Here is a 21,153-nt window from a genome sequence, read left to right on the forward strand (position 1 = left end):
GGGGGGATCTGTTGCTGACGTCTGTCTTCATCGCTGCCGTCTCGCTCGCCTTGTTCTGGATGGCGGCGTTCACCCTGTGGTGGCAGATGCACGCGTGGCGCACGCCCGAGGTGCTCGCCTCCACCCGGTTCAGCAGACCGGACGGGGACGAGCATGTGTCGTTCTCGCTGCTGCTGCCCGCGCGGCACGAACAGGCCGTGCTGGACCACACCATCCAGCGGCTGCTGGAGTCCAGCCACACCGACTTCGAGATCATCGTCATCGTCGGGCACGACGACCCGGAGACCACGGAGGTGGCCGAGCGGGCCGCGGCGCGTGACTCCCGGGTCCGTGTCGTCGTCGACACCCACGAGAAGAAGAACAAACCGAAGGCCATGAACACGGCGCTGCCGCACTGCCGCGGCGATGTCGTCGGGGTCTTCGACGCCGAGGACCAGGTCCACCCCGAGCTCCTCGCCCATGTCGACCACGCCTTCCGGACCACCGGGGCCGACGTCGTCCAGGGCGGAGTGCAGCTCATCAACTTCCACTCCAGCTGGTACAGCCTGCGCAACTGCCTGGAGTACTTCTTCTGGTTCCGCTCCCGGCTGCACCTGCACGCGCAGAAGGGGTTCATCCCGCTCGGCGGCAACACCGTCTTCGTGCGGACCGACACCCTCAGGGAAGCCGGGGGCTGGGATCCCGAGTGCCTCGCCGAGGACTGCGACCTGGGTGTACGGCTCTCCAGCGTCGGCAAGAAGGTCGTCGTCGCCTACGACTCCGACATGGTGACCCGGGAGGAGACCCCCGGCTCGCTCATGTCGCTGCTCAAGCAGCGCACCCGCTGGAACCAGGGCTTCCTCCAGGTCTACCGGAAGGGCGACTGGAGGCAACTCCCCGGTCTGGGACAGCGGTTGCTCGCCCGCTACACCCTCATGACGCCGTTCCTCCAGGCCTTCTCCGGCGTCGTCATCCCGCTCAACGTCGCGATCGCGCTCTTCCTCGACGTGCCTGTCAGCGTCGCCTTCATCACCTTCCTGCCGGCCGTCACCGCACTGGTCACCTTCGTCTTCGAGGTGGTCGGACTGCATGACTTCGGCAAGCAGTACGGCCTGCGCGTCCGCTCCGTCCACTACCTCAAGCTCGTCGTGGGCGGCCCCTTCTACCAGGTGCTCCTCGCCGGGGCCGCCGTCCGCGCCGTATGGCGTGAGCAACGCGGCCGGAACGACTGGGAGTTGACCACTCATGTCGGTGCGCATCTGACCCAGACACCGGCGATCCGAGAGGACGTCCCTGCGTGACCTCCACCCTCCCCGCGGTGACCGCTCCCCAGGTCCCCGCGCAGCGGCAGCCTGCGCCTGAAGAGCGTTCGACCAGTCGAACGACACCGTCCATACGCCCCGACCTCCTCCTCTGCGGTGCGCTTCTCGTCGCGATCCTCACCGTCCAGGGCTGGAACATCGCCGACTACCCGACCCTCAGCGACGACGAGGGCACCTACCTCGCCCAGGCCTGGGCCGTCCAGGAGGGCAAGGGCCTGGCCCACTACACCTACTGGTACGACCACCCGCCGCTCGGCTGGATCCAGATAGCCCTGCTCACCTGGATACCGAAGATGCTGAGCCCCGAGTCGATGACCGTCGGCTCGATGCGCGCCGCCATGCTGCTGATCAGCGCGATCAGCGCGGTGCTCGTGTACGTCCTGGGGCGCCGGCTCTCCCTGCCGCGCTGGGCCGCCGGGCTCGGCATGGCCCTGTTCGGGCTCTCCCCGCTCTCCGTCGTCCTCCAGCGGGAGATCTTCCTCGACAACCTCGCGGTGATGTGGACGCTCCTCGCGTTCACCCTCGCCGCCTCCCCGAGCCGCCACCTCTGGCACCACTTCGGGGCGGGCATCGCCGCCGCGACGGCCGTCCTCACCAAGGAGACGATGCTCGTCGTCCTGCCGGCGCTGCTGCTCACCATGTGGCGCCACAGCCACAAGGACACCCGGAAGTTCGCCCTCACCGGCGCGATCACGGCCTGCGCGCTGATCGGCCTCGCGTACCCCCTGTTCGCCCTCCTCAAGGGCGAGTTGCTGCCGGGCGGCGGGCATGTGTCCCTGTGGGACGGGGTCAAGTACCAGATGACCAGGCCCGGTTCGGGCTTCATCCTCGACCCGGGGTCCGGTTCCCACGGAGTGCTCCAGTCGTGGCTCTACTACGACCGTGTCCTGCCCCTCGCCGGACTCGCCGGCGCGCTGCTGCTGCTGGCCACCTGGCGCTGGTCGGTCACCGCCCGCGCACTGGCCGGACCCGCCCTCACCGTCGCGATCCTCGCCGCGCTCGCCCTGCGCCCCAACGGCTATCTGCCCGCGATGTACGTCATCCAGGCGCTGCCGTTCCTGGCGCTGGTCATCGCCGGCGGCACCGCCTCCGTCGCACACGCCGTGCTCCGCAGGAACAGGCTTCCGCAGAGCGGCCGGTACGCCCTCGCCGCCGTCCTCGCGATCGCCGCCGGCGCCTACGTCGTACCGCGCTGGTACGACGGCGACCGCACCGCCGTCACCGCCGAGGCCAACGCCCCCTACCGGGCCGCCTCCACGTGGCTGGCGACCGAGGTGGAGCGGCCGGAGAAGACGCGGGTCCTCGTGGACGACGCGCTCTGGCTGGACCTGGTGCACGCCGGGTACCGGCCCGGGCTCGGCGCCATCTGGTTCTACAAGGCCGACCTCGACCCCGCGGTGACCAAGACGATGCCGCGCGGCTGGAAGGACCTCGACTACGTCGTGGCCTCCCCGACCGTGCGGCGCGACGCGGCCGACCTGCCCAACGTCAAGGCCGCCATCCAGCACTCGACGCCGGTCGCCGTCTTCGGCACCGGTGCGGACCGGATCGAGATCCGGCAGATCCAGACCGTCTCCGGAGGCGTTCGATGACTCACGAGTACACCGCTCCCGTCCCGGACGTACGGGCGACCGAGATCCCCGAACCCGGTGCCGTCACGATCGTCGTGCCGACGTACAACGAGTCCGCGAACATCCGCCAACTGCTCCACCAGATCACCGAGTCGGTGCCGTCCAGGCTGCCCTGCGAGGTCGTCTTCGTGGACGACTCCACCGACGACACCCCCGAAGTGATCTACGAGGCGGCCAAGGACTGCCCGTTCCCGGTGACCGTGCTGCACCGCGACGAGCCGGTCGGCGGGCTCGGCGGGGCGGTCGTGGAGGGGATGAGGGCGGCCGGCTCGGACTGGATCGTCGTGATGGACGGTGACTGCCAGCATCCGCCCTCCCTGGTCCCGGAGCTGGTCGCGACGGGGGAGCGGGCGAACGCCGGGCTCGTCGTCGCCTCCCGGTACATCAAGGGCGGCAGCCGCGCCGGGCTCGCGGGCAGTTACCGCGTCGCCGTGTCCAGAGCGGCGACCTGGCTGACCAAGTCCCTCTTCCCGCGCCGGCTGCACGGCATCAGCGACCCGATGAGCGGCTTCTTCGCGATCCGCCGCAGCGACATCACGGCGGATGTCCTGAGGCCCCTCGGCTACAAGATCCTCCTCGAACTCGCCGTCCGCAGCCGCCCCCGCGCGGTCACCGAGGTGCCCTTCGTCTTCCAGGACCGGTACGCGGGCGAGTCCAAGTCCAGCGCCCAGGAGGGCCTGCGCTTCCTGCGCCACCTGGTCGGACTGCGCACCGCCTCGCCGGTCGCCCGCATGGTCGGCTTCGGCCTGATCGGCGCGACCGGCTTCGTGCCCAACCTGCTCGGGCTGTACGTCCTGACCGTCCTCGGCATGCACTACGTACCGGCCGAGATCCTCGCCAACCAGCTCGGCGTCGCCTGGAACTTCCTGCTCATCGAGCATCTGCTGTTCCGCGACCGCCGCCGGCACCGGCGCTGGTGGGACCGCGCCGGCCGGTTCGCCCTGCTCGCCAACGCCGACCTGGTGCTGCGCATCCCGCTGATCGCGCTGTTCGTGCACCGGTTCGACATGGGCGCGCTGTCCGCCACCGCGCTCGCGCTGGTGACGACGTTCGTCCTGCGCTTCGCCGGGACCGAAGCGCTGGTCTACCTTCCGCGCAGAAACAGGAGCCGCACCGCATGAAGCTCAGACGGAGAACCGCCCTGCTCTCGGTGGGCGCCCTCACCGCCGGCCTTCTCCTCACCGCACCCCAGCCCGCCTCCGCCGCCAACCTCATCAAGAACGCCGGCTTCGAGACCGCAGGCACCGGCGACATGCCGTACTGCTGGGAGAAGTCCGGCTGGGGCGACAACGACTTCACCTTCACCACCACCTCCGACGCCCACTCCGGCTCCAAGGCCATGAAGGTCGAGCTGACCCGCCGGGTCGAGGGCGACCGCAAGGCGCTGATCACCGAGTCGGCGGAGTGCGCCCCCGTCGTCAGCGTGGGCAAGCAGTACGACCTGAGCCTCTGGTACAAGTCGACCACCCCGGACGCGGCGGTCACCCTGTTCCGGCACGACACGACGGCCGGCTGGCAGTACTGGACGGACCTGAAGACCCTGGAGATCGCCGGGAGCTGGACGCAGGCGAGCGTGCGTACGCCCGAGGTCCCCACCGGCACCGACCGCATCAGCTGGGGTGTCTCCGTCTACGGCACCGGCTCCGCCACCACCGACGACTACACGATGGAACAGGTCGCCGACCCGGTCCCGCCGGCGCAGTGCACCGGCACGGCCGAGCAGTGCGCCAACGGCCGCTGGGACGTGCTGCCCACCCAGAACCCGGTGCGCTCCATGCACTCCGTCGTCCTCAACAACGGCAAGGTGCTGCTGATCGCGGGCTCCGGCAACAGCGAGGAGCAGTTCAACGCGGGCACCTTCACCTCGGCCGTGTACAACCCGGTCAACGGCACGTACAAGGTGATCCCCACCCCGAAGGACATGTTCTGCGCCGGGCACGTCCAGCTCCAGGACGGCCGGGTGCTGGTGATGAGCGGGAACAAGGCGTACCCGGTCGCCGGCGGACACGGCTACGAGGGGTTCAAGGACTCGTACGTCTTCGACCCGGTCACCGAGACGTACAGCAAGACCAACGACATGAACGACGGCCACTGGTACCCGTCGGCGACGATCCTCGGCAACGGTGACGTCATCTCCTTCGGCGGGCTGCGCGAGGACTCCACCGGTTCGGTGACCGCCGAGCTGTGGTCGGACGCCGAGCAGAAGTGGCTGGAGCTCTGGAAGGTCAACCAGACCTGGTCGTACTGGGGCCTGTACCCGTCGATGATCCTGATGCAGGACGGCCGCCTCTTCTACTCGGGCAGCCATGTCTTCGGCAACAACATCCCGGGCACCGGCAGCGCGATCTACGACTACGACGCCAACACGATCACGCAGGTCCCGGGGTTGCAGAACAAGGACGAGCGGGACCAGTCGGCGAGCGTGCTGCTGCCGCCGGCGCAGGACCAGAAGGTCCTCACGATCGGCGGCGGCAACATCGACTCCAACCCGGACGCCAACCGGCTGACCGACGTCATCGACCTCAAGCAGGCCAACCCGGCGTACACCGCCGGTCCACCGCTCCCGCAGGGCACGGTCGACCTCGGCAACGGCAAGCAGGCCCAGACCGGCAGCCAGGGCAAGATGTACGTCTCCGTCGTGCTGCTGCCCGACGGCAAGGTGCTGGAGACCGGTGGCGCGCTGCACAACCGGGCGGACCCGGTCTACGAGTCCTCGATCTACGACCCGGACACCGGCACCTTCGACCCGGTGGCCGCCGACCCCGAGGCCCGCGGTTATCACTCCTCGGCGTTCCTGCTGCCGGACGGCCGGGTGATGACGACCGGCGACAACCCGGGCAACGGCACCTGGAACCACAACGTGTCGATCTACACGCCGCCCTATCTCCTCAAGGGGCCGCGTCCGGCGATCACTTCGGTCATCGACACCGAGTGGACCTACGGCGACACCCAGCGGATCACCGTCGACCGGCCCATCGCCAAGGCCGAGTTGATCCGCCCGGCCGCGGTGACGCACTCCTCCGACCCGAACCAGCGGTTCGTCGATCTGCCGCTGTCGGTGGACGGCAACAACGTCGACCTCAATGTGACGAGCAATCCCGATCTGGCCCCGCCCGGCTGGTACATGCTCTTCGCGGTCGACGCCAACGGGGTGCCGTCGGTGGCCAAGTGGGTCCATCTGCAAGGGCCTTCGGCGCTGAGCGCGACGGACGCCTCGGCGCACGTCCACTCCTTCGCCGACGACCTCTCGGGCAAGGTCACCGAGCCCGGCAAGAAGCGCACCTCGCAGAAGGTCCCGGTCACCGTCTCCGGCTGCGACCGGCACTACGGCTCGATCAACGTGTGCGTGCCGACCGACTTCCCGCCGACCGTGAAGGCCACCACCAAGGCCCGCTGCGACTGGCTGAAGAAGAACGACTACGGCCGGCTGAAGGTCAACGGCAAGGACGACCCGCTGCGGCTCGACCGCAACGGCGACGGGACCGCCTGCGGGAAGGCCGACCTCAGGAAGCGTTAGGGAAGTCCGCCAGGGCGCGTGCCACGATGGCCTCCAGCTGTTCGTGGTGCGCGCCCTTCCAGTACGCGCGCCCGCACTGGGTGCACTGCGCGAACACGTCGTAGGACCGGTGTGTGCCGCCCGCCAGCTGGTCCGCCACCTCCTCCTTGGTGGCCTCCTTGAGCAGGCCGTTGCAGGCGGTGCAGCGCGTCCAGGGCCGTAGCTCGGGGCGGAACCGGTCGAGGATGTCGCGGAGTTGTTCCTCGGGGCGGGTGCTGTAGACGTAGGCGCCGGCCCACAGTTCGCGGCGGCGCAGCAGGCCCCGGTCGCGGCTGAGCAGGACGCGCTGCTGGACGGCGGAGCGGGTGGCGAGGGCCGGGTCGCCGATGTCGGTCGACTCGTAGGCCGTGTCCACGCCGAGCAGGCGCAGCCGGCGGGCGAGGGTGCCGAGGTGGACGTCGAGGAGGAAGCGCAGCGGAGCGCCGGGCACCCGCTGGGGGCGCTCGACGTCCCGTACGGTCACGGAGTCGCCGGCGGCGGGGACGTAGGACCTGGGTACCTCGCGGCCGTCCACGAGGAGGGCGCCGACCTCGGTCAGCGGGACGCCGAGGGACTCGACGACATGGCCGAGGGTCGAGACGCCGTCGGTGGTGACCGTGGTGGAGCCGTGGCGGCGTTCGTGCGGGACGAACAGGGCCGGCCTGGGCGCGAATTCGACGTGGATCTCCGGTCCGTTCACCTGATCAGGATGTCATGTCGGCCGTCGGTGGCCTCAGGTTTTCCGGACCGGCAGGCCGTTCGTCAGGACCTCCACGGTGCGGTCGACGAGGTCGACGAGGTCGTCCCGGAAGCCGTTCTCGGCCCAGTACTGGGTGATCTCCCCGAAGCCGCTGATGAGCGACATCGTGTAGACCCGTACCTCCAGGCCGTCCTTGTCCCAGCCGGTGCGCTCGGCGACGGCCTCGGCGAGCATGCGGCTGGTGTCCGCGATGTGCTCCCGCATCCGGGACCGCACCGCGGGGACCTGGACCAGGAGATGCGACCGCATACGGGTGATCTCGGGTTCCCTTTCGAGCCCGAAGCCGATGGCCTTCTTCATCACGTACCGCATCGAGTCGACCCACGCCTCGTCCGCCGGCCGGTTGCGCAACTCGCCCAGGATGATCGGGTCGTACTCGTCCGTGAGGACGATGTCCTCCTTGGTCGGGAAGTAGCGGAAGACCGTGGACGGCGACACCTCGGCGCGCTCGGCGATCTGCTCGACGGTGGTGGCGTCGTAGCCCTGCTCCTTGATCAGGGCGTACGTCGCGTCGCGGATCGCCGTCCGGGTCTTGATCTTCTTCCGCTCGCGAAGTCCCAGCTGGGGGGCGTCGGTGAGCGGGAGGGGGCGTGCGGGCGTCATGGGTTCATTGTCGGGCATCGGCCTGCGGGGCCACCATGTCCGGGGTGTCGGCGCTCTCGTCGGTCTTGCGTGTCCCTGGCAGGAACGCCGCCGCGAGGAGTGCCGCTACGAGGGCGGCGGCACCGCACACCAGCATGACGACGCCCATGCCGTGGACGTAGGCACCGTTCGCGGAGGCCAGCAGGTCGGCCGAGCCCGCCTTCTCGGCGACGAGGTGTGCCGCGACCACGGACTCCCCGGCGGTGTCGGCGGCCTTCGTCGGCAGCCCGGTGACGTCGAGCCGGTCCCGGAACGTGCTCGCGAGGAGGCTGCCGAGCAGGGCGATGCCGATCGCGCCGCCGACCTGGCGCATCGTCATCAGCAGCCCGGAGCCGCTGCCGGCGCGGTCGCGGGGCAGGGCGCCGAGGGCTCCGGCCATGGCCGGCATGAGCGAGAAGCCGAAGCCGAGACCGGTGATCGCGAGCCACAGCGCGGTGAAGCCGTAGCCGGAGTCGACCGTCGTACGGGCGGCGAGGAACGCGGCGAACGCCAGGACCACCAGACCGGCGCTGACCGTGGCGCGGCCGCCGAACCGGTCGGCGGCCTGCGGGGCGGTGCGCGAGGCGATGAGGATGCCGCCCATCATCGGCAGCAGCCGTACGCCGGTGCCGAGGGCGTCGTTGCCGAGGACGGCCTGGAGGTAGGGCGGCAGGACGAACAGGAGGCCGGACAGGACGAACATGACCAGGGTCGCGGCGATCGTGTTGCAGAGGAAGCCGCGATGGGCGAGCAGGGTCATGTCGAGCATGGGGCGTTCGACCCGGCGTTCGCGCAGGACCAGGGCGGTGATGAGGGCGACGGCCGCCGCGAGCATGGCCAGGACCAGCGGGTCGCCCCAGCCGCGGGTGGGCGCCTCGATGATCGCGTAGACCAGGGCGCCGAGGCCGGTCGCGGTGAACGCGGTGGAGACGGTGTCGACCCTGGGGGAGGCGGGGTCGCGGGTCTCGGGGAGCAGGAGGACGCAGGCGGCGATGCCGAGCGCGGCCATCGGGACGTTGACGAGGAAGACCGAGCCCCACCAGAAGTGGTTGAGCAGCCAGCCGCCGATGATCGGGCCGAGCGGCAGGCCGAGCGCCGAGGCGGCGGAGACGATGGCGGTGGCCTTGGGCTGCTCGTCGCGGGCGAACAGGGTGGGCAGGACGGAGAGCGCGAGCGGGGTGATCAGGGCCGCGCCGACGCCCATCAGCGCACGGGCCGCGATGACCCAGTGCACGTCCCCGGCCAGGGCGCCCACGAGGGAGCCGGCGAGGAAGACGCCGAGCCCGGTGATCAGCATCCGCCGCCGTCCGAAGCGGTCGCCGAGCAGTCCGGCGGGGAGCATCAGCGCCGCGAACACGATCACGTACGCGTCCGCCATCCACTGCTGCTGGCCGGTGGAGGCGCCGAGGTCGGCGGCCATGGTCGGCAGCGCCACGTTGAGGATCGTGGTGTCGAAGCCGAGGGTCAGCATGCTCGCGACCAGGGCGGCGAGGGCCCACCAGCGCCGCGGGTCTGAAGTGGAAGCGTCCATGAAATGAGAGTAGCTCTCAAAAAGGAGTTCCTGTCAACAAGAAAAGGGCCACGGCTTGAAGCCGTGGCCCTTCCGGAGGAGCAGGGGTTACGCGTGCTGGTACGCCACCAGCGAGATTCCGACGTAGTGGGTGACGAAGGCCGCCAGCGTGAGCGAGTGGAAGACCTCGTGGAAGCCGAAGAAGCGCGGGGAGGGGTCCGGGCGCTTGAGGCCGTAGATCACGCCGCCCGCGCTGTAGAGCAGACCGCCGACGATCACCAGGACCAGGACCGCGATGCCGCCGGTGCGCATGAAGTCGGGCAGGAAGAAGACCGCCGCCCAGCCCATCGCGATGTAGCAGGGGGTGTAGAGCCAGCGCGGGGCGCCCACCCAGAAGACCCGGAAGATGATTCCGGCCAGCGCGGCGCCCCAGATGCCCCACAGCAGCCACTGCCCCTTCGCGCCGGGCAGGAGCAGCATGGTCAGCGGGGTGTAGGTGCCCGCGATGATCAGGAAGATGTTGGCGTGATCCAGTCTGCGCAGGACGCCGTCCATGCGCGGACTCCAGTTGCCCCGGTGGTAGAGGGCGCTGACGCCGAACAGCAGGCAGGCTGTCAGGGCGAAGATCCCGCAGGCGACACGGCCCCGCGGCGAGTCCGCGAGGGCGGTGAGCACCAGGCCCGAGATGAGCACGGCCGGGAACATGCCGAGATGGAGCCAGCCTCTGAGCTTGGGCTTGATCTCTTGCGGCAGGGAGAGCGCCGCGGGGCCACGGCCGGCGGCCGGCGAGTCCAGAGGCGCATCGGAGGCGGACGCAGTCATACCCGGCATCGTACCTACGGAACCGTAAGTTGCGGATGAGTGCGGGCCCGGAAAAGGTCGAGAGTGTCCATCATCTCACGGCAGTTGACGCTTTGAGGTCCGGTCAAGGAAGGGCCAAGTGAACCCAAAGTGCACGGTTGGCAACACTCCGACACGTGGCAATCCTCACTCCGCTCAGGTGTGAGGCCTTCTGGACAGATGGGCACTCGGGACGGATGATCAGATGAGTGCGGTCGGCACCGGATGAGCGCCAAGGTCACCACCGAGAAGCATCCGGGTCGCAGCCCCCACGGGGCCTCCAAACAAAAAATCCCTCATTTAGGAGCAATCGTGGCGCGCGACATCGCGGCTCCCCCCGTCATCCCCACCCAGCACAAGGAACTGGTCTCGTGGGTGAACGAGATCGCAGAACTGACGCAGCCGGACAGCGTGGTCTGGTGTGACGGATCCGAGGCCGAGTACGAGCGCCTGTGCGAGGAGCTCGTCGAGAAGGGCACCTTCCGCAAACTCGACCCCATCAAGCGCCCGAACTCCTACTACGCGGCCTCCGACCCGACCGACGTCGCGCGCGTCGAGGACCGCACCTTCATCTGCTCCGAGAAGGAAGAGGATGCCGGCCCCACCAACCACTGGAAGGCCCCCGCCGAGATGCGGGAGATCTTCGCCGGTGACAAGGGCATCTTCCGCGGCTCCATGAAGGGCCGGACGATGTACGTCGTCCCCTTCTGCATGGGCCCCCTCGGCTCGGACCTCTCCGCCATCGGCGTCGAGATCACCGACTCGGCCTACGTCGCCGTCTCCATGCGCACCATGACCCGCATGGGCCAGCCGGTCCTGGACGAGCTCGGCTCCGACGGCTTCTTCGTGAAGGCCGTCCACACCCTCGGAGCACCGCTCGCCGAGGGCGAGGCGGACGTCCCGTGGCCGTGCAACTCCACCAAGTACATCTCGCACTTCCCCGAGAGCCGCGAGATCTGGTCCTACGGCTCCGGCTACGGCGGCAACGCCCTGCTCGGCAAGAAGTGCTACGCCCTGCGCATCGCCTCGGTCATGGCCCGCGACGAGGGCTGGCTCGCCGAGCACATGCTGATCCTCAAGCTCACGCCCCCGCAGGGTGAGTCGAAGTACGTCGCCGCCGCCTTCCCGAGCGCCTGCGGCAAGACCAACCTCGCCATGCTGGAGCCCACCATCTCCGGCTGGACCGTCGAGACGATCGGCGACGACATCGCCTGGATGCGGTTCGGCGAGGACGGCCGCCTCTACGCCATCAACCCCGAGGCCGGCTTCTTCGGCGTCGCGCCCGGCACCGGCGAGCACACCAACGCCAACGCGATGAAGACGCTGTGGGGCAACTCCGTCTTCACCAACGTGGCGCTCACCGACGACGGCGACATCTGGTGGGAGGGCATGACGGAGGAGACTCCCGCCCACCTCACCGACTGGAAGGGCAACGACTGGACGCCGGAGTCCGGTGTCCCGGCCGCGCACCCCAACGCCCGCTTCACCACCCCCGCCGCGCAGTGCCCGATCATCGCGCCCGAGTGGGAGGACCCCAAGGGTGTGCCGATCTCCGCGATCCTCTTCGGCGGCCGCCGCGCCACCGCCGTACCGCTGGTGACCGAGTCCTTCGACTGGAACCACGGTGTGTTCCTGGGCGCCAACGTGGCCTCCGAGAAGACCGCGGCCGCCGAGGGCAAGGTCGGCGAGCTGCGCCGCGACCCCTTCGCCATGCTGCCGTTCTGCGGCTACAACATGGGCGACTACATGGGCCACTGGGTCGACGTCGCCAAGGACAAGGACCAGTCGAAGCTCCCGAAGATCTACTACGTCAACTGGTTCCGCAAGAACGACGAGGGCAAGTTCGTCTGGCCCGGCTTCGGTGAGAACAGCCGTGTCCTGAAGTGGATCGTCGAGCGCCTCGACGGCAAGGCCGAGGGCGTCGAGACCCCGATCGGCGTGCTGCCGGCCAAGGGCGCGCTGGACACCAAGGGCCTCGAACTCTCCGAGTCCGACCTGGACTTCCTCCTCACCGTCGACAAGGAGGTCTGGCGCGAGGAGGCCGCCCTGGTCCCCGAGCACCTCAACACCTTCGGCGAGCACACCCCGAAGGAACTGTGGGACGAGTACCGGGCGCTGGTGCAGCGCCTGGGCTGAGCCCACGAAGAAAGACTCCGCGGCCGGTTTGGATGTGCCCTGACCAGCGATCGTCACGACCGGCCGCGGTGTGAGCAGACGAGACTCCGTACAACGGCGTGCGGGGTCCTGGGCCTGTCGTCGTGTTCCCGTCCGCCCCGATGGGAGCACCACGACAGGCCTTCGTCTTTTTCGGCCATCACCTCTGTGCGGACCGGGATTTCGCGGGACACTCGGGACATCCTGCAACGAACCCCGAAATGAGGTGAGCGGGGTGCGCACACCGGTCAGCGATCCCTTGAAGGTGGGGCCGTACCGCATCGTCGGACGGCTCGGGTCCGGCGGCATGGGCTGGGTGTATCTCGGGCGGTCGCCCGCCGGGCGCGAGGTGGCCGTGAAGGTGGTGCGGCCTGAACTGGCCGCGGAACCCGAGTTCCGGGAACGCTTCGCGCGCGAGGTCGCCGCCGCCCGGGTCGTCAGCGGCGCGTACACCGCGGCGGTGATCGACGCCGACACCGAGGCCGAACTGCCCTGGCTGGCCACCATGTACGTCCCCGGCCCCTCGCTCGCCGAGGCGGTCCGTACGGACGGGCCGCTGCCCGAGGACCAGGTGCGCCGGCTCGGCGCGTTCCTCGTCGAGGCGCTCCAGGCCGTGCACGCGGCGGGAGTCGTGCACCGCGACCTCAAGCCGTCCAATGTGCTCCTCGCCTCCGACGGGCCGCGCGTCATCGACTTCGGGATCTCCCGCGTCGACGGGGCGCCCGGCCTCACCAAGGTCGGACTCGTCGTCGGCACACCGCCGTTCATGTCGCCGGAGCAGATGAAGGGGGCCCGGGTCGGGCCGGAGAGCGATGTGTTCTCGCTCGGCGGAGTGCTGGTCCACGCGCTGTCCGGCCGCCCGCCGCACGGGACGGGGGACGCGGTGCGCTACCAGGTCGTCTTCGGTGACCCCGACCTCGACGGCGTACCGCCCGCCCTGCGTCCGCTGATCGCGCGCTGCCTCGCCAAACGGCCCGAGGAACGGCCCCGGCTGGCCGCACTGCTGACCGAACTGCTGGAGGAGGCCCCGCAGTCGCCCTCGTGGCCACCGCCCAAGGTGCGGCGGACCATCGAGATCCGGGTGGGCGAGCTGGCCGCGCGCCGGGCCTCCGGTACGAGCGTGTCCGTGCCCTCCTGTCTGATGCTGCACGCCCAGGCGCTGCTGGACGCCGGACTGACCGACGCGATGGTCGCCCGGGCGGTGGGCCGTGGCACCGTCTGAGTCCTCGATCGGACCGGCCCATGAAATCGGCACGCACTGGCGGCAGTTGGTACGGAACTGGGGTACCGGGCGGAATTTCCACGCCGTGACCGACACCGATTCCGTGTCCCTGCAATTCGATCTCGAGGAAACGGGGCGCACGCTCACGGTCCGATTCATGACCACCAAGCGGCTGCTCGTCGCCTTTGTCACCGACGGCAATTTCCTGCGCCATGACCAGCTGGCCGTCGCCGCGGCCGCGTCGAACGCGTGGAATACCGAACAACTGAATCCCATGCTCTCGGTGTGGGACGTACGGGGGCCGCGGCCGTGTCTCGCAGGGGTGTGCGATCTGCCGCTGACCTGCCGGGTCACCCAAGCGGACTTCGATGCTTTGGCCAGCGATTGGGTGGAACGGGCGCGGCAGATGTTCACCCGTTGCCATGAGGTGTTCCAGTTGTAGAAGGGAAACGCGGGAAAGCGTAAACCCCTTTCGGGAACAGGGCTGTTGGCTCCAATATGAGCGAGGGTCGTTTCGGGCCACGGGGGTGCCCATGAGGCGTTGGTCGTGTTTCACCGTGTTTCTCGGGCTGCTCACTGCCCTGCTTTCCGCCGCACCCGCGAACGCGGCCGACGCGTGCGAGGGGGCCTTCGCGGACCGGCTGGGATGCTGGACCCGGGAGATCAAAGAGCACGCCGTCACGGTGACCGTGGACCGGCGGCTGCCGTTCGACGGGACTCAACGGGGCCGGAGCACCGTCGCCGCCACCGTGCTGGGCAACCGCAACAACCTCGAAGTACAGGTGCCGGACGGGGTGACGACCGGCGAGGGCGGGACGGCGCTGCTCGTACTGGCGGGCCACCGGCTCGTCCACCCGAAGGCCCGCATCACCCGGCTGGCCCCGACGCAGGTCGCGGAACTGGAGAGCGTCGGTGCCTGCACCAAGGAGCCCGGGGATCTGTGCGATCTGGTCGGTCCCGGCCCCGGCAAGCAGGTGTCCGGCGCCGAGCTGATCAACGCGCAGGGCATCGTGGGCCTCCCCGAGTCCGCGTACTCCCTGGGCCCCTCCGAAAAGTCAGGCCTGGGCTACGAGGACTGGCTCCTGATCACCGTCGCCACTCTTCTCGTCCTCCTCCTCATCGCCTTCTACTTCGCCGTACGCCGCACCCGCACAGCCCCCGCCTCCGGTCCGGCGCCGGCCGCCCGTACCGCCGACGAACCCACCCGCGCCCTGCGCACCACCCCCGCCCGCCCCGGCCGGCACCGAGCCCCGAACGGCCCCACCCGCCCCGCCCTCGTCCGCACCGACCTGCACCCCCAGGGATACGTCGAACTCGACCGCGTCCTCTACCGGGCCCTGTGGGCCGAGCCCGGGCAGGTGCCGCCCTCGCCCGGTTCCCGTGTCGACGTCACCGACGGACCGGAGCCCGACTCCGGCGTCCTGTACGCCTTCCCGCCCGCCGCCGGGCGCCACGCCCACGCCCGTTGACGTACCGCTCCACCAGGAGACGCCCATGTCCAGCGAATACCCGCCCACGCTGCCGGCGGAGTACGCCGACATCGAGTTCGAGAACAACGCGCAGCGGCTGCCGCTGGTGCTGTGCCTCGACACGTCCAGCTCCATGGCGGGCCCACCGATCCAGACGCTCAACAACGCCCTCGTGGAGTGGACGCGTGAGCTGCACGACGACGTGGCCCTCAGCTACAGCGTCGAGGTCGCCGTCGTCACCTTCGGCGGACAGGGGGTCGCCGCCTGGCGCGGTCCGCAACCCCTCGCCCCCGGCGCCCCCGTGAGCCCCTTCGTGCCCGCCCACATGTTCCGCCCGCCGCAGCTCGGCGCCGCGGGCGTGACCCTGATGACGGAGGCCCTGGAGCTGTCGATGCACATCGTCGCCGCCCGCAAGGCCGAACTGCGCGCCTCCGGACTCCAGTACTACCGCCCGCAGATCTGCCTGGTCACCGACGGCATCCCCACCGACGCCACCGGCCGCCGCACCGACTCCTGGCACCGGCTGGTCCCCGTCCTCGCCGACGAACAGCAGGCCCGCCGCTTCAGGCTGTACGCGATCGGCGTCGGCGGCATCACCGACACCGGCGAGCAGGTCCTGCGGGCGTTCGCCCCGAAGTTCAACGCCACCATCCACGGCTTCCCGTTCCGCGAACTGCTCCAGATGATGTCCGCCAGCGCCAACGCCGAACAGAAGGGCGCCGGCGACGAGGTCTTCGAGAAGATCTTCAGCCAGTTCAAGACCCAGCGCCCCGCCTGGGAGAGCTGAGCGATGGGCAGGGCCGGCTGGCGGATCCACGGCATGAGCGTCGAGGGCTACCGGCACCGCAGGGACGGTCTGCCCTGCCAGGACGCCTGCGCCCACGTCGAGTCGGGGCCGGTCGCCGTGCTCGCCGTCGCGGACGGCGCCGGCAGCCGGCCGCGCTCCGACGAGGGTTCGCGGCTCGCGGTGGAGCTGGCCGCCGAGCACTTCGTACGACGGGCCGCCGCGGCCGTCGACAGCGCGCCCGGCGAGGCCGTGCACGACCTGCTCGCGGACGCCTTCCACGACGTCACCAAGGTGTTCCTGGACACCACGGGCACGGCGGCCGGTGACTTCGCGACCACCCTCACCGTCGTCGTCCTGGCCCCGGACTGGCTCGGCCATCTCACCGTCGGCGACGGCTTCGTCGTGCTGCGCGCCGGGGCCGAGGACGGCGAACCGCAGTTCCATCTGCTGCCGCAGGCCGCGGACGCCAGCGAGTACAGCAACGAGACGGTCTTCCTCACCTCGCCCGACGCGGCCCGCTGGATGCGCACCGACTGTGTGGCCGACCCGGGCATCGACGGCGTCCTGCTCTCCACCGACGGACTCGCCCAGGCCGCGCTCTCCCGCACCGGCGGCGGCACCCCCACCCCCAACGCCTCCTTCGCCGACGCCGTCTTCCGCTCCCTCGACGGCCCCGGACCGGTCTCCGACTCCGCGCACGACAACCTGGCCGCACTGCTCAGGTCCGACCGGCTGACCGCGCTCAACGCCGACGACAAGACACTCCTGCGGGCCGTGCGCAAGGCGCGCCCATGAGCGGCCGCGTCGTCCACCTGGACGGGAAACCGGTCGTGCTCGCCGAACAGCCCCTGAAGGGCGGCGGACAGGCGGCCGTCTTCCCCGTCGAGGGCGACCACGGAACCGTCGTCAAGCTCTACCGCGACCCGCCCGGCCCCGACCAGGAGCGCCGGCTGGCCCGCATGCTGACCATGTCCCCGCTCGCGGCCCGCCCCACCGACCGCTCCCAGCCGCCCGAACTGGCCTGGCCCACCGCGATGGCCCGCAGCCCCGAGGGCGCGTTCCTCGGCTACGCCATGCACCGCTTCGGCGAGCCCGAACACGTCCAGCTGGTCGGCCTGTTCACCCGCGCCCAGCGCCTCAGGCTCTTCCCGCAGGCGGACTGGCGGTTCCTGGTCGGCGTCTCCTGGAACCTCGCCTTCATGACCGCGCGCATGCACCACGACCACCTCGTCATCGGCGACTTCTCCAGCAGCAATGTCGTCGTCGACGCCAACGGCTTCGTCACCTTCCTCGACTGCGACTCCATCGCCTTCACCGACCCGGTGACCGGCGAGCCGTTCCCCTGCCTGATGCACACCACCGACTACTCGGCCCCGGAACGCCAGGCGGGCGGCCCCGCGACCCGCTCCAGCGACGACTTCGCGCTGGCGGTCCTCGTCTATCAGCTGTTGACGGCCGGCAACCACCCCTTCGGCGGCGTCCCGCACGAGAGCACCTCCGAGTCGACCGTCAAGGACAACATCGCCGCCAGCTGCTCCTACGTCGTGCGCCCCGAGCAGGTCGTCATCCCGCGCGGCACCATCGACCCGTCCGTCCTCCCGCCCGACCTGCTCACCCTGGCCCGCGCCGCCTTCGGCCCCGGCGTCCACGCCCCCGCCGCCCGCCCGCCGGCGGAGGCATGGCTGCGCGCCCTCGACAAGCAGCGCGCCCAGATACGGGTGTGCCAGGCGCGGCCGCTGCACGCGTACGGCGCCCATCTGCCGGACTGCCCGTGGTGCGTACGGGCCCTGAGCACCGGCCACGACGTGTTCAACGGCCCCCGGCCGGTACCGCTGCCGCCGCCTCCGCCGGTGCCGCAGGAGGTGCCGACGGGCCCCCGGTTCGGCCGGCTGAAGGTGGCGGCTCTGCTGATCCTGCTCGTGCTGGTCATCGCGATCGTGTCGACGATCGCCGGCTGAACTCAGTTCGCCCGGTCCTCCAGATACCGCGTGTGCGACTCCTGCCGTCGCGCCTCCGTCTCCCGCAGCGCCGAGGCCAGTCCCTCGGCCTCCTCCTGGAGGAGCGTGAGCTGCCGCTCCAGATGCCGTTCCGGCGCCTCCTGACCCGGCGCGAGACGCGTCCACCAGCGGGTGCGTACGAAGGTGTCGACGGCCTCGGGAACGTCCTGCCGTACCGCCCGGGAGAGCGTGTGCACGCCCTCCGGATCGTGCGCGAGCAGCTCGGTCGACCAGCCGGGATCGAGCAACGCGCCCAGCAGTTCGGTGAGTTCGGTCAGCCGGCCCGCCGCGGCGGGCGGCAGCTCGATCTCCGCCAGGTAGCTCCGCAGGGTCTCGAAGTCACCCCGCAGGGCGTCGAGTTGGGCCGAGGGGTCCGGGAAGTCCGGCAGCGGAGGCCGCTCCGGCGGGGCGATCAGCGCGCCCGCGCCGTACAGCCCCGCGACCACGACGGGCCAGTACGGACCCGCCACCCCCGCGAAGGTCAGGCCCAGCCCGGCGATCCCGCACACGCTGCCCGTGATGTTCTTCCGGGACTCTAGGTACTTACTGATAGCCACGGATCTCCTCGAAGGCGCCGTCCAGCGAGCCCTGCCGGGCGTCGAAGAGACGGCCGCCGGTCAGGTCGGCGATGTGCTCCAGTTCCTCGCGGTCGGAGTCGCCGAAGAGGATGGGGAAGACCGGGATCTGCTGCTGGGGGCCGCTGAGCCCGCGGTAGAAGTCGTCGAACTCCCCGGCGTCCGCCCCGGTGGTGTTCTCGCCGTCCGTCATCAGCACGATCGACGTGAACGCGTCCTTCTCGGTGCGCAGTTGCTCGTACGCCTTCTGCACCGAGGTGTAGATGGCGGTGTCGCCGTCGGCCTCCAGCCCCGCGGTGTCCTCGCGGATCCCGTCGAGCCCGGACCGTGGGTCGGCCGGGTCCACCACATGCGTCCGTACGCTCTTCACATCCGAGCCGAACGGCATCAGCGTGACCTCCTCGCGCTCCCGGAAGTCACCGGTGAGCCCGGTCAGGGCCGTCTTCAGCCGCTCCAGCCGGTCGCCCTCCATCGAGCCCGAGGTGTCCAGGACGTACACGGTCCGCGAGGGGCGGCGCAGTTCGTTCTCGTACGAGTCGAGCAGGCCGTCGGCGACGGAACGGCTGCCCGGGAAGGGCAGTTCACGCCGTCGGTCGGTGTCGAGGCCGGCCGCGGGGGTCACCGAGGGCACCACCGGGCGGCGGTGGGTGCGCTCGGTGATCTCGCGCTGGATCTCCGGGGTGCGCAGGGCCTCGGCCAGCCGGCGGACGTCCTCGCGGACCGTGGTGTCGGTGGCGGCGAGGGAGGAGAGCGGGTAGTCGGCGGTGACCACGCCGTCGCGGGGACGGATCACGGTGAGGCCCGGGATGCCCTTCAGGACGGACTCGTAGTTGAGCAGCGCGTCGACGTTCCCACGCCGGTCGTACGCCGCCGCCAGCCAGCCCGACGAACCCGACGTCAGCTTCTGCCCCTGGAAGAACTCCTTCAGCCGCGGGGTCGCCTTGGTGACGTCCGCGTCGGTGAGCGCCGACTGGGCGCCGGAGAGCGCCGAGGCGACGGCGACCAGCGTGGAGAAACCGGAGTTGGACCGGGACGGGTCGGTCATGCCGTACGTCAGCCCGCCGTCCTGGACGGCCTGTTCGACCTGGGCCCAGGTCACGTCGTCCGGCTTCCAGCCGAGGGCCTTCAGCGAGGTGCTCTTGATCCCGATCGCCACCGGGCTGGACATCACCGGAGTCTCGGAGACCACCTTCTTCGCCGCGTCGGGGCGCAGCCGCAGATAGTCGTTGGAGGACAGCCACAGGGCGTCGTACGTCCCGTCGGCCCTGCCCTTCGCGAGCAGGTCGATCGCGTCCAGGGTGCCCAGATAGACGGGGCGGACCTTGATGCCGGTGTCCTTCTCGACGCGTTCGAGGACCGGGGTCATGTCGCTGAGCTCGCTGGAGGCCAGGACGCGCAGGGTGCCGGGTTCGTAGGAGCCGGCGACGCCCGGCGTGCTGATGCCGTCCCCGCCGGGCGTCCCGGTCGAGGTGCACGCGGTGAGCAGGGCGAGGGCCGCGACGGCCAGTGCGAGGGGTCGTCTCATCCGAGGCCCCCTTCCAGCGCGCCCTGCGACCGGCTGCGCTCCAGGTACGCGGAGGCGTGCTGGAGTTCGGAGGTCAGGGACTCCACGGTGGACGCCATCACCTCGGTCGCCTGCACCTTGTAGGTGTCGATGGCGTCGAGCGTGCGGTAGATCTGCTGGAACGCCGTCCGCAGGGTCTCCGCGCCCACGGCCGGGTCGGCGGCGATGCGCTGGATCTCCCCGCTCTGGGTGGCGAGCATCTCCGCGTTGCCCCGGATGAGGTCCTCGGTCGTCCCACGCAGGGCGTTGACCTGCTCGATGACCTTTTTCTGGTTGTCGAGCGCGGACGCCAGCATCACGGAGATCCGCAGCGCCGACACCGTGGTCGTGGCCGCGCGGTCGACGCCCTTGATCAGCTCCTCGTTGTTGCGGCGTACGACGTCCATGGCGAGGTAGCCCTGGGCGCACACCGCGAGCTGGGTGAGCAGGTCCTGGTGCTTCTGCCGGACCGGGAAGAGCACGTCGGCGCGGAGCGAGTCGGCCTGCGTGGGGTCCTGTGACTCCACGCCGGTGATGTGCCGCTCGACGGCGGTGTCCAGGGCCTCGGTGAGGACGACGTACTCCTGGAGCTTGCCCATGCTCTCCCACAGCCGGACCCGCTCGGTCTGCAACGCGGCGTTGTCCCGGCGCAGTTCGTCCTGGCCGCCGCGCAGCGAGCCCACGATCTTGTTGAGGGTTCCCTGTGCGGAGGAGTACTTGGCGACGTAGTCGCGCACCTTGTTGCCGCCGGGCAGCCGGGACAGGAACTTCCGCCCCTTGGCGGCCGCCAGATCCCGCGGGTCCAGGTCCTCGACGACCCGCCGCAGTTCGACGAGCGAGCCGGCGACCTGCGACTGGGCGTCCCCGCCCTTGTCGGGCAGGCTGCGGATGGTCCGCTCCAGCATCCGGTTGGACTGTGAGGCGGCGGTCCGCATCTCGCCGGCGCCGAGCGCGGTGATCTCACCGACCTTGCCCGCGAACTCGGGCGAGCGGGCGTCGAGGGCGGCGAGCCCGGCGACATAGTCGGCGGCCTTCTGCGCCATGCCGGTACGGACGCTCTCGTCGACGGGGACGAGCCCGCCGGCCTTCTCCCGCGGCACCGGCGCCACTGCCTCGGGCGGGGTGAGCGTGAAGACGTCCTCCCCGCTGAGGGTGTGCTGCTGACTGCTGTTCTGGCTGGTGTTGCCGAAGTCGCTCATACGATCCCC

18 protein-coding genes are annotated in these 21,153 nt (G+C 70.2%); 11 read left to right on the top strand and 7 right to left on the bottom strand.

The window, feature by feature from the left end:
- Positions 1-11: 11 nt before the first annotated feature.
- The 4 genes from ACFY0U_RS25535 to ACFY0U_RS25550 are packed head-to-tail and all read left to right on the top strand — an operon-like array spanning position 12 to position 6,449.
- On the top strand, positions 12-1,280 hold the full coding sequence (locus tag ACFY0U_RS25535; protein ID WP_388639461.1) for a glycosyltransferase: 1,269 nt from the start codon (positions 12-14) through the stop codon (positions 1,278-1,280).
- The gene (locus ACFY0U_RS25540) at positions 1,277-2,893 is read left to right on the top strand and encodes an ArnT family glycosyltransferase (RefSeq protein WP_388639463.1); all 1,617 of its coding nucleotides are present in this window, start codon (positions 1,277-1,279) and stop codon (positions 2,891-2,893) included. The genes ACFY0U_RS25535 and ACFY0U_RS25540 overlap by 4 nt, the downstream gene beginning before the upstream one ends.
- Positions 2,890-4,053: a glycosyltransferase gene (locus ACFY0U_RS25545; protein ID WP_388639465.1), complete on the top strand. Its 1,164-nt coding sequence runs from the start codon at positions 2,890-2,892 to the stop codon at positions 4,051-4,053. Before ACFY0U_RS25540 ends, ACFY0U_RS25545 begins: the two co-directional genes overlap by 4 nt.
- Positions 4,050-6,449: a galactose oxidase-like domain-containing protein gene (locus ACFY0U_RS25550; RefSeq protein WP_388639467.1), complete on the top strand. Its 2,400-nt coding sequence runs from the start codon at positions 4,050-4,052 to the stop codon at positions 6,447-6,449. Before ACFY0U_RS25545 ends, ACFY0U_RS25550 begins: the two co-directional genes overlap by 4 nt.
- On the opposite strand, the gene ACFY0U_RS25555 is transcribed toward ACFY0U_RS25550, so the two are convergent.
- The 4 genes from ACFY0U_RS25555 to ACFY0U_RS25570 form a co-directional block, all read right to left on the bottom strand.
- Positions 6,436-7,167, bottom strand: a complete 732-nt coding sequence (locus ACFY0U_RS25555) for a Mut7-C RNAse domain-containing protein (protein ID WP_388639469.1) — start codon at positions 7,165-7,167, stop codon at positions 6,436-6,438. The two genes, ACFY0U_RS25550 and ACFY0U_RS25555, sit on opposite strands and share 14 nt — an antisense overlap.
- Before the next feature lie 33 nt (positions 7,168-7,200).
- Positions 7,201-7,830 carry a TetR/AcrR family transcriptional regulator gene (locus ACFY0U_RS25560; protein ID WP_388639471.1) on the bottom strand — a complete coding sequence of 210 codons (630 nt, stop codon included), beginning with the start codon at positions 7,828-7,830 and terminating at the stop codon, positions 7,201-7,203.
- 4 nt (positions 7,831-7,834) lie between these two features.
- Positions 7,835-9,379, bottom strand: a complete 1,545-nt coding sequence (locus ACFY0U_RS25565) for an MFS transporter (RefSeq protein WP_388639473.1) — start codon at positions 9,377-9,379, stop codon at positions 7,835-7,837.
- Positions 9,380-9,466: 87 nt separating this feature from the next.
- A complete protein-coding gene (locus ACFY0U_RS25570) occupies positions 9,467-10,180 on the bottom strand; it encodes a hemolysin III family protein (protein ID WP_388639475.1) in 714 nt (237 codons plus the stop codon).
- Between the two features lie 330 nt (positions 10,181-10,510).
- Here ACFY0U_RS25570 and ACFY0U_RS25575 point away from each other — a divergent pair, with 330 nt between their 5' ends.
- The 7 genes from ACFY0U_RS25575 to ACFY0U_RS25605 all read left to right on the top strand — a co-directional run bounded on the left by ACFY0U_RS25575 (position 10,511) and on the right by ACFY0U_RS25605 (position 17,788).
- Positions 10,511-12,334 carry a phosphoenolpyruvate carboxykinase (GTP) gene (locus tag ACFY0U_RS25575; RefSeq protein ID WP_388639476.1) on the top strand — a complete coding sequence of 608 codons (1,824 nt, stop codon included), beginning with the start codon at positions 10,511-10,513 and terminating at the stop codon, positions 12,332-12,334.
- A 253-nt stretch (positions 12,335-12,587) separates the two neighbouring features.
- Positions 12,588-13,574 carry a serine/threonine-protein kinase gene (locus tag ACFY0U_RS25580; protein ID WP_388639478.1) on the top strand — a complete coding sequence of 329 codons (987 nt, stop codon included), beginning with the start codon at positions 12,588-12,590 and terminating at the stop codon, positions 13,572-13,574.
- 85 nt (positions 13,575-13,659) lie between these two features.
- A complete protein-coding gene (locus ACFY0U_RS25585; RefSeq protein ID WP_234441697.1) occupies positions 13,660-14,016 on the top strand; it encodes a hypothetical protein in 357 nt (118 codons plus the stop codon).
- Between the two features lie 91 nt (positions 14,017-14,107).
- Positions 14,108-15,043, top strand: a complete 936-nt coding sequence (locus tag ACFY0U_RS25590; protein ID WP_388639480.1) for a hypothetical protein — start codon at positions 14,108-14,110, stop codon at positions 15,041-15,043.
- A 25-nt stretch (positions 15,044-15,068) separates the two neighbouring features.
- Positions 15,069-15,830: a hypothetical protein gene (locus ACFY0U_RS25595; RefSeq protein ID WP_388639482.1), complete on the top strand. Its 762-nt coding sequence runs from the start codon at positions 15,069-15,071 to the stop codon at positions 15,828-15,830.
- A 3-nt stretch (positions 15,831-15,833) separates the two neighbouring features.
- On the top strand, positions 15,834-16,625 hold the full coding sequence (locus ACFY0U_RS25600; RefSeq protein ID WP_388639483.1) for a PP2C family serine/threonine-protein phosphatase: 792 nt from the start codon (positions 15,834-15,836) through the stop codon (positions 16,623-16,625).
- Complete coding sequence (locus tag ACFY0U_RS25605) at positions 16,622-17,788, top strand: hypothetical protein (protein WP_388639485.1); 1,167 nt, start codon at positions 16,622-16,624, stop codon at positions 17,786-17,788. Before ACFY0U_RS25600 ends, ACFY0U_RS25605 begins: the two co-directional genes overlap by 4 nt.
- A 2-nt stretch (positions 17,789-17,790) precedes the next feature.
- Here ACFY0U_RS25605 and ACFY0U_RS25610 read toward each other — a convergent pair whose 3' ends face one another.
- The 3 genes from ACFY0U_RS25610 to ACFY0U_RS25620 are packed head-to-tail and all read right to left on the bottom strand — an operon-like array spanning position 17,791 to position 21,144.
- Positions 17,791-18,384, bottom strand: coding sequence for a hypothetical protein (locus tag ACFY0U_RS25610; RefSeq protein WP_388639487.1), 594 nt, complete (start codon positions 18,382-18,384; stop codon positions 17,791-17,793).
- Positions 18,371-19,927, bottom strand: coding sequence for a substrate-binding domain-containing protein (locus ACFY0U_RS25615; RefSeq protein ID WP_388639489.1), 1,557 nt, complete (start codon positions 19,925-19,927; stop codon positions 18,371-18,373). Before ACFY0U_RS25615 ends, ACFY0U_RS25610 begins: the two co-directional genes overlap by 14 nt.
- Positions 19,924-21,144, bottom strand: a complete 1,221-nt coding sequence (locus ACFY0U_RS25620; protein WP_388639491.1) for a toxic anion resistance protein — start codon at positions 21,142-21,144, stop codon at positions 19,924-19,926. The genes ACFY0U_RS25615 and ACFY0U_RS25620 overlap by 4 nt, the downstream gene beginning before the upstream one ends.
- Positions 21,145-21,153 lie beyond the last annotated feature (9 nt).

It is taken from the genome of Streptomyces sp. NPDC001536 (assembly GCF_042894505.1).
GTDB lineage: Bacteria > Actinomycetota > Actinomycetes > Streptomycetales > Streptomycetaceae > Streptomyces.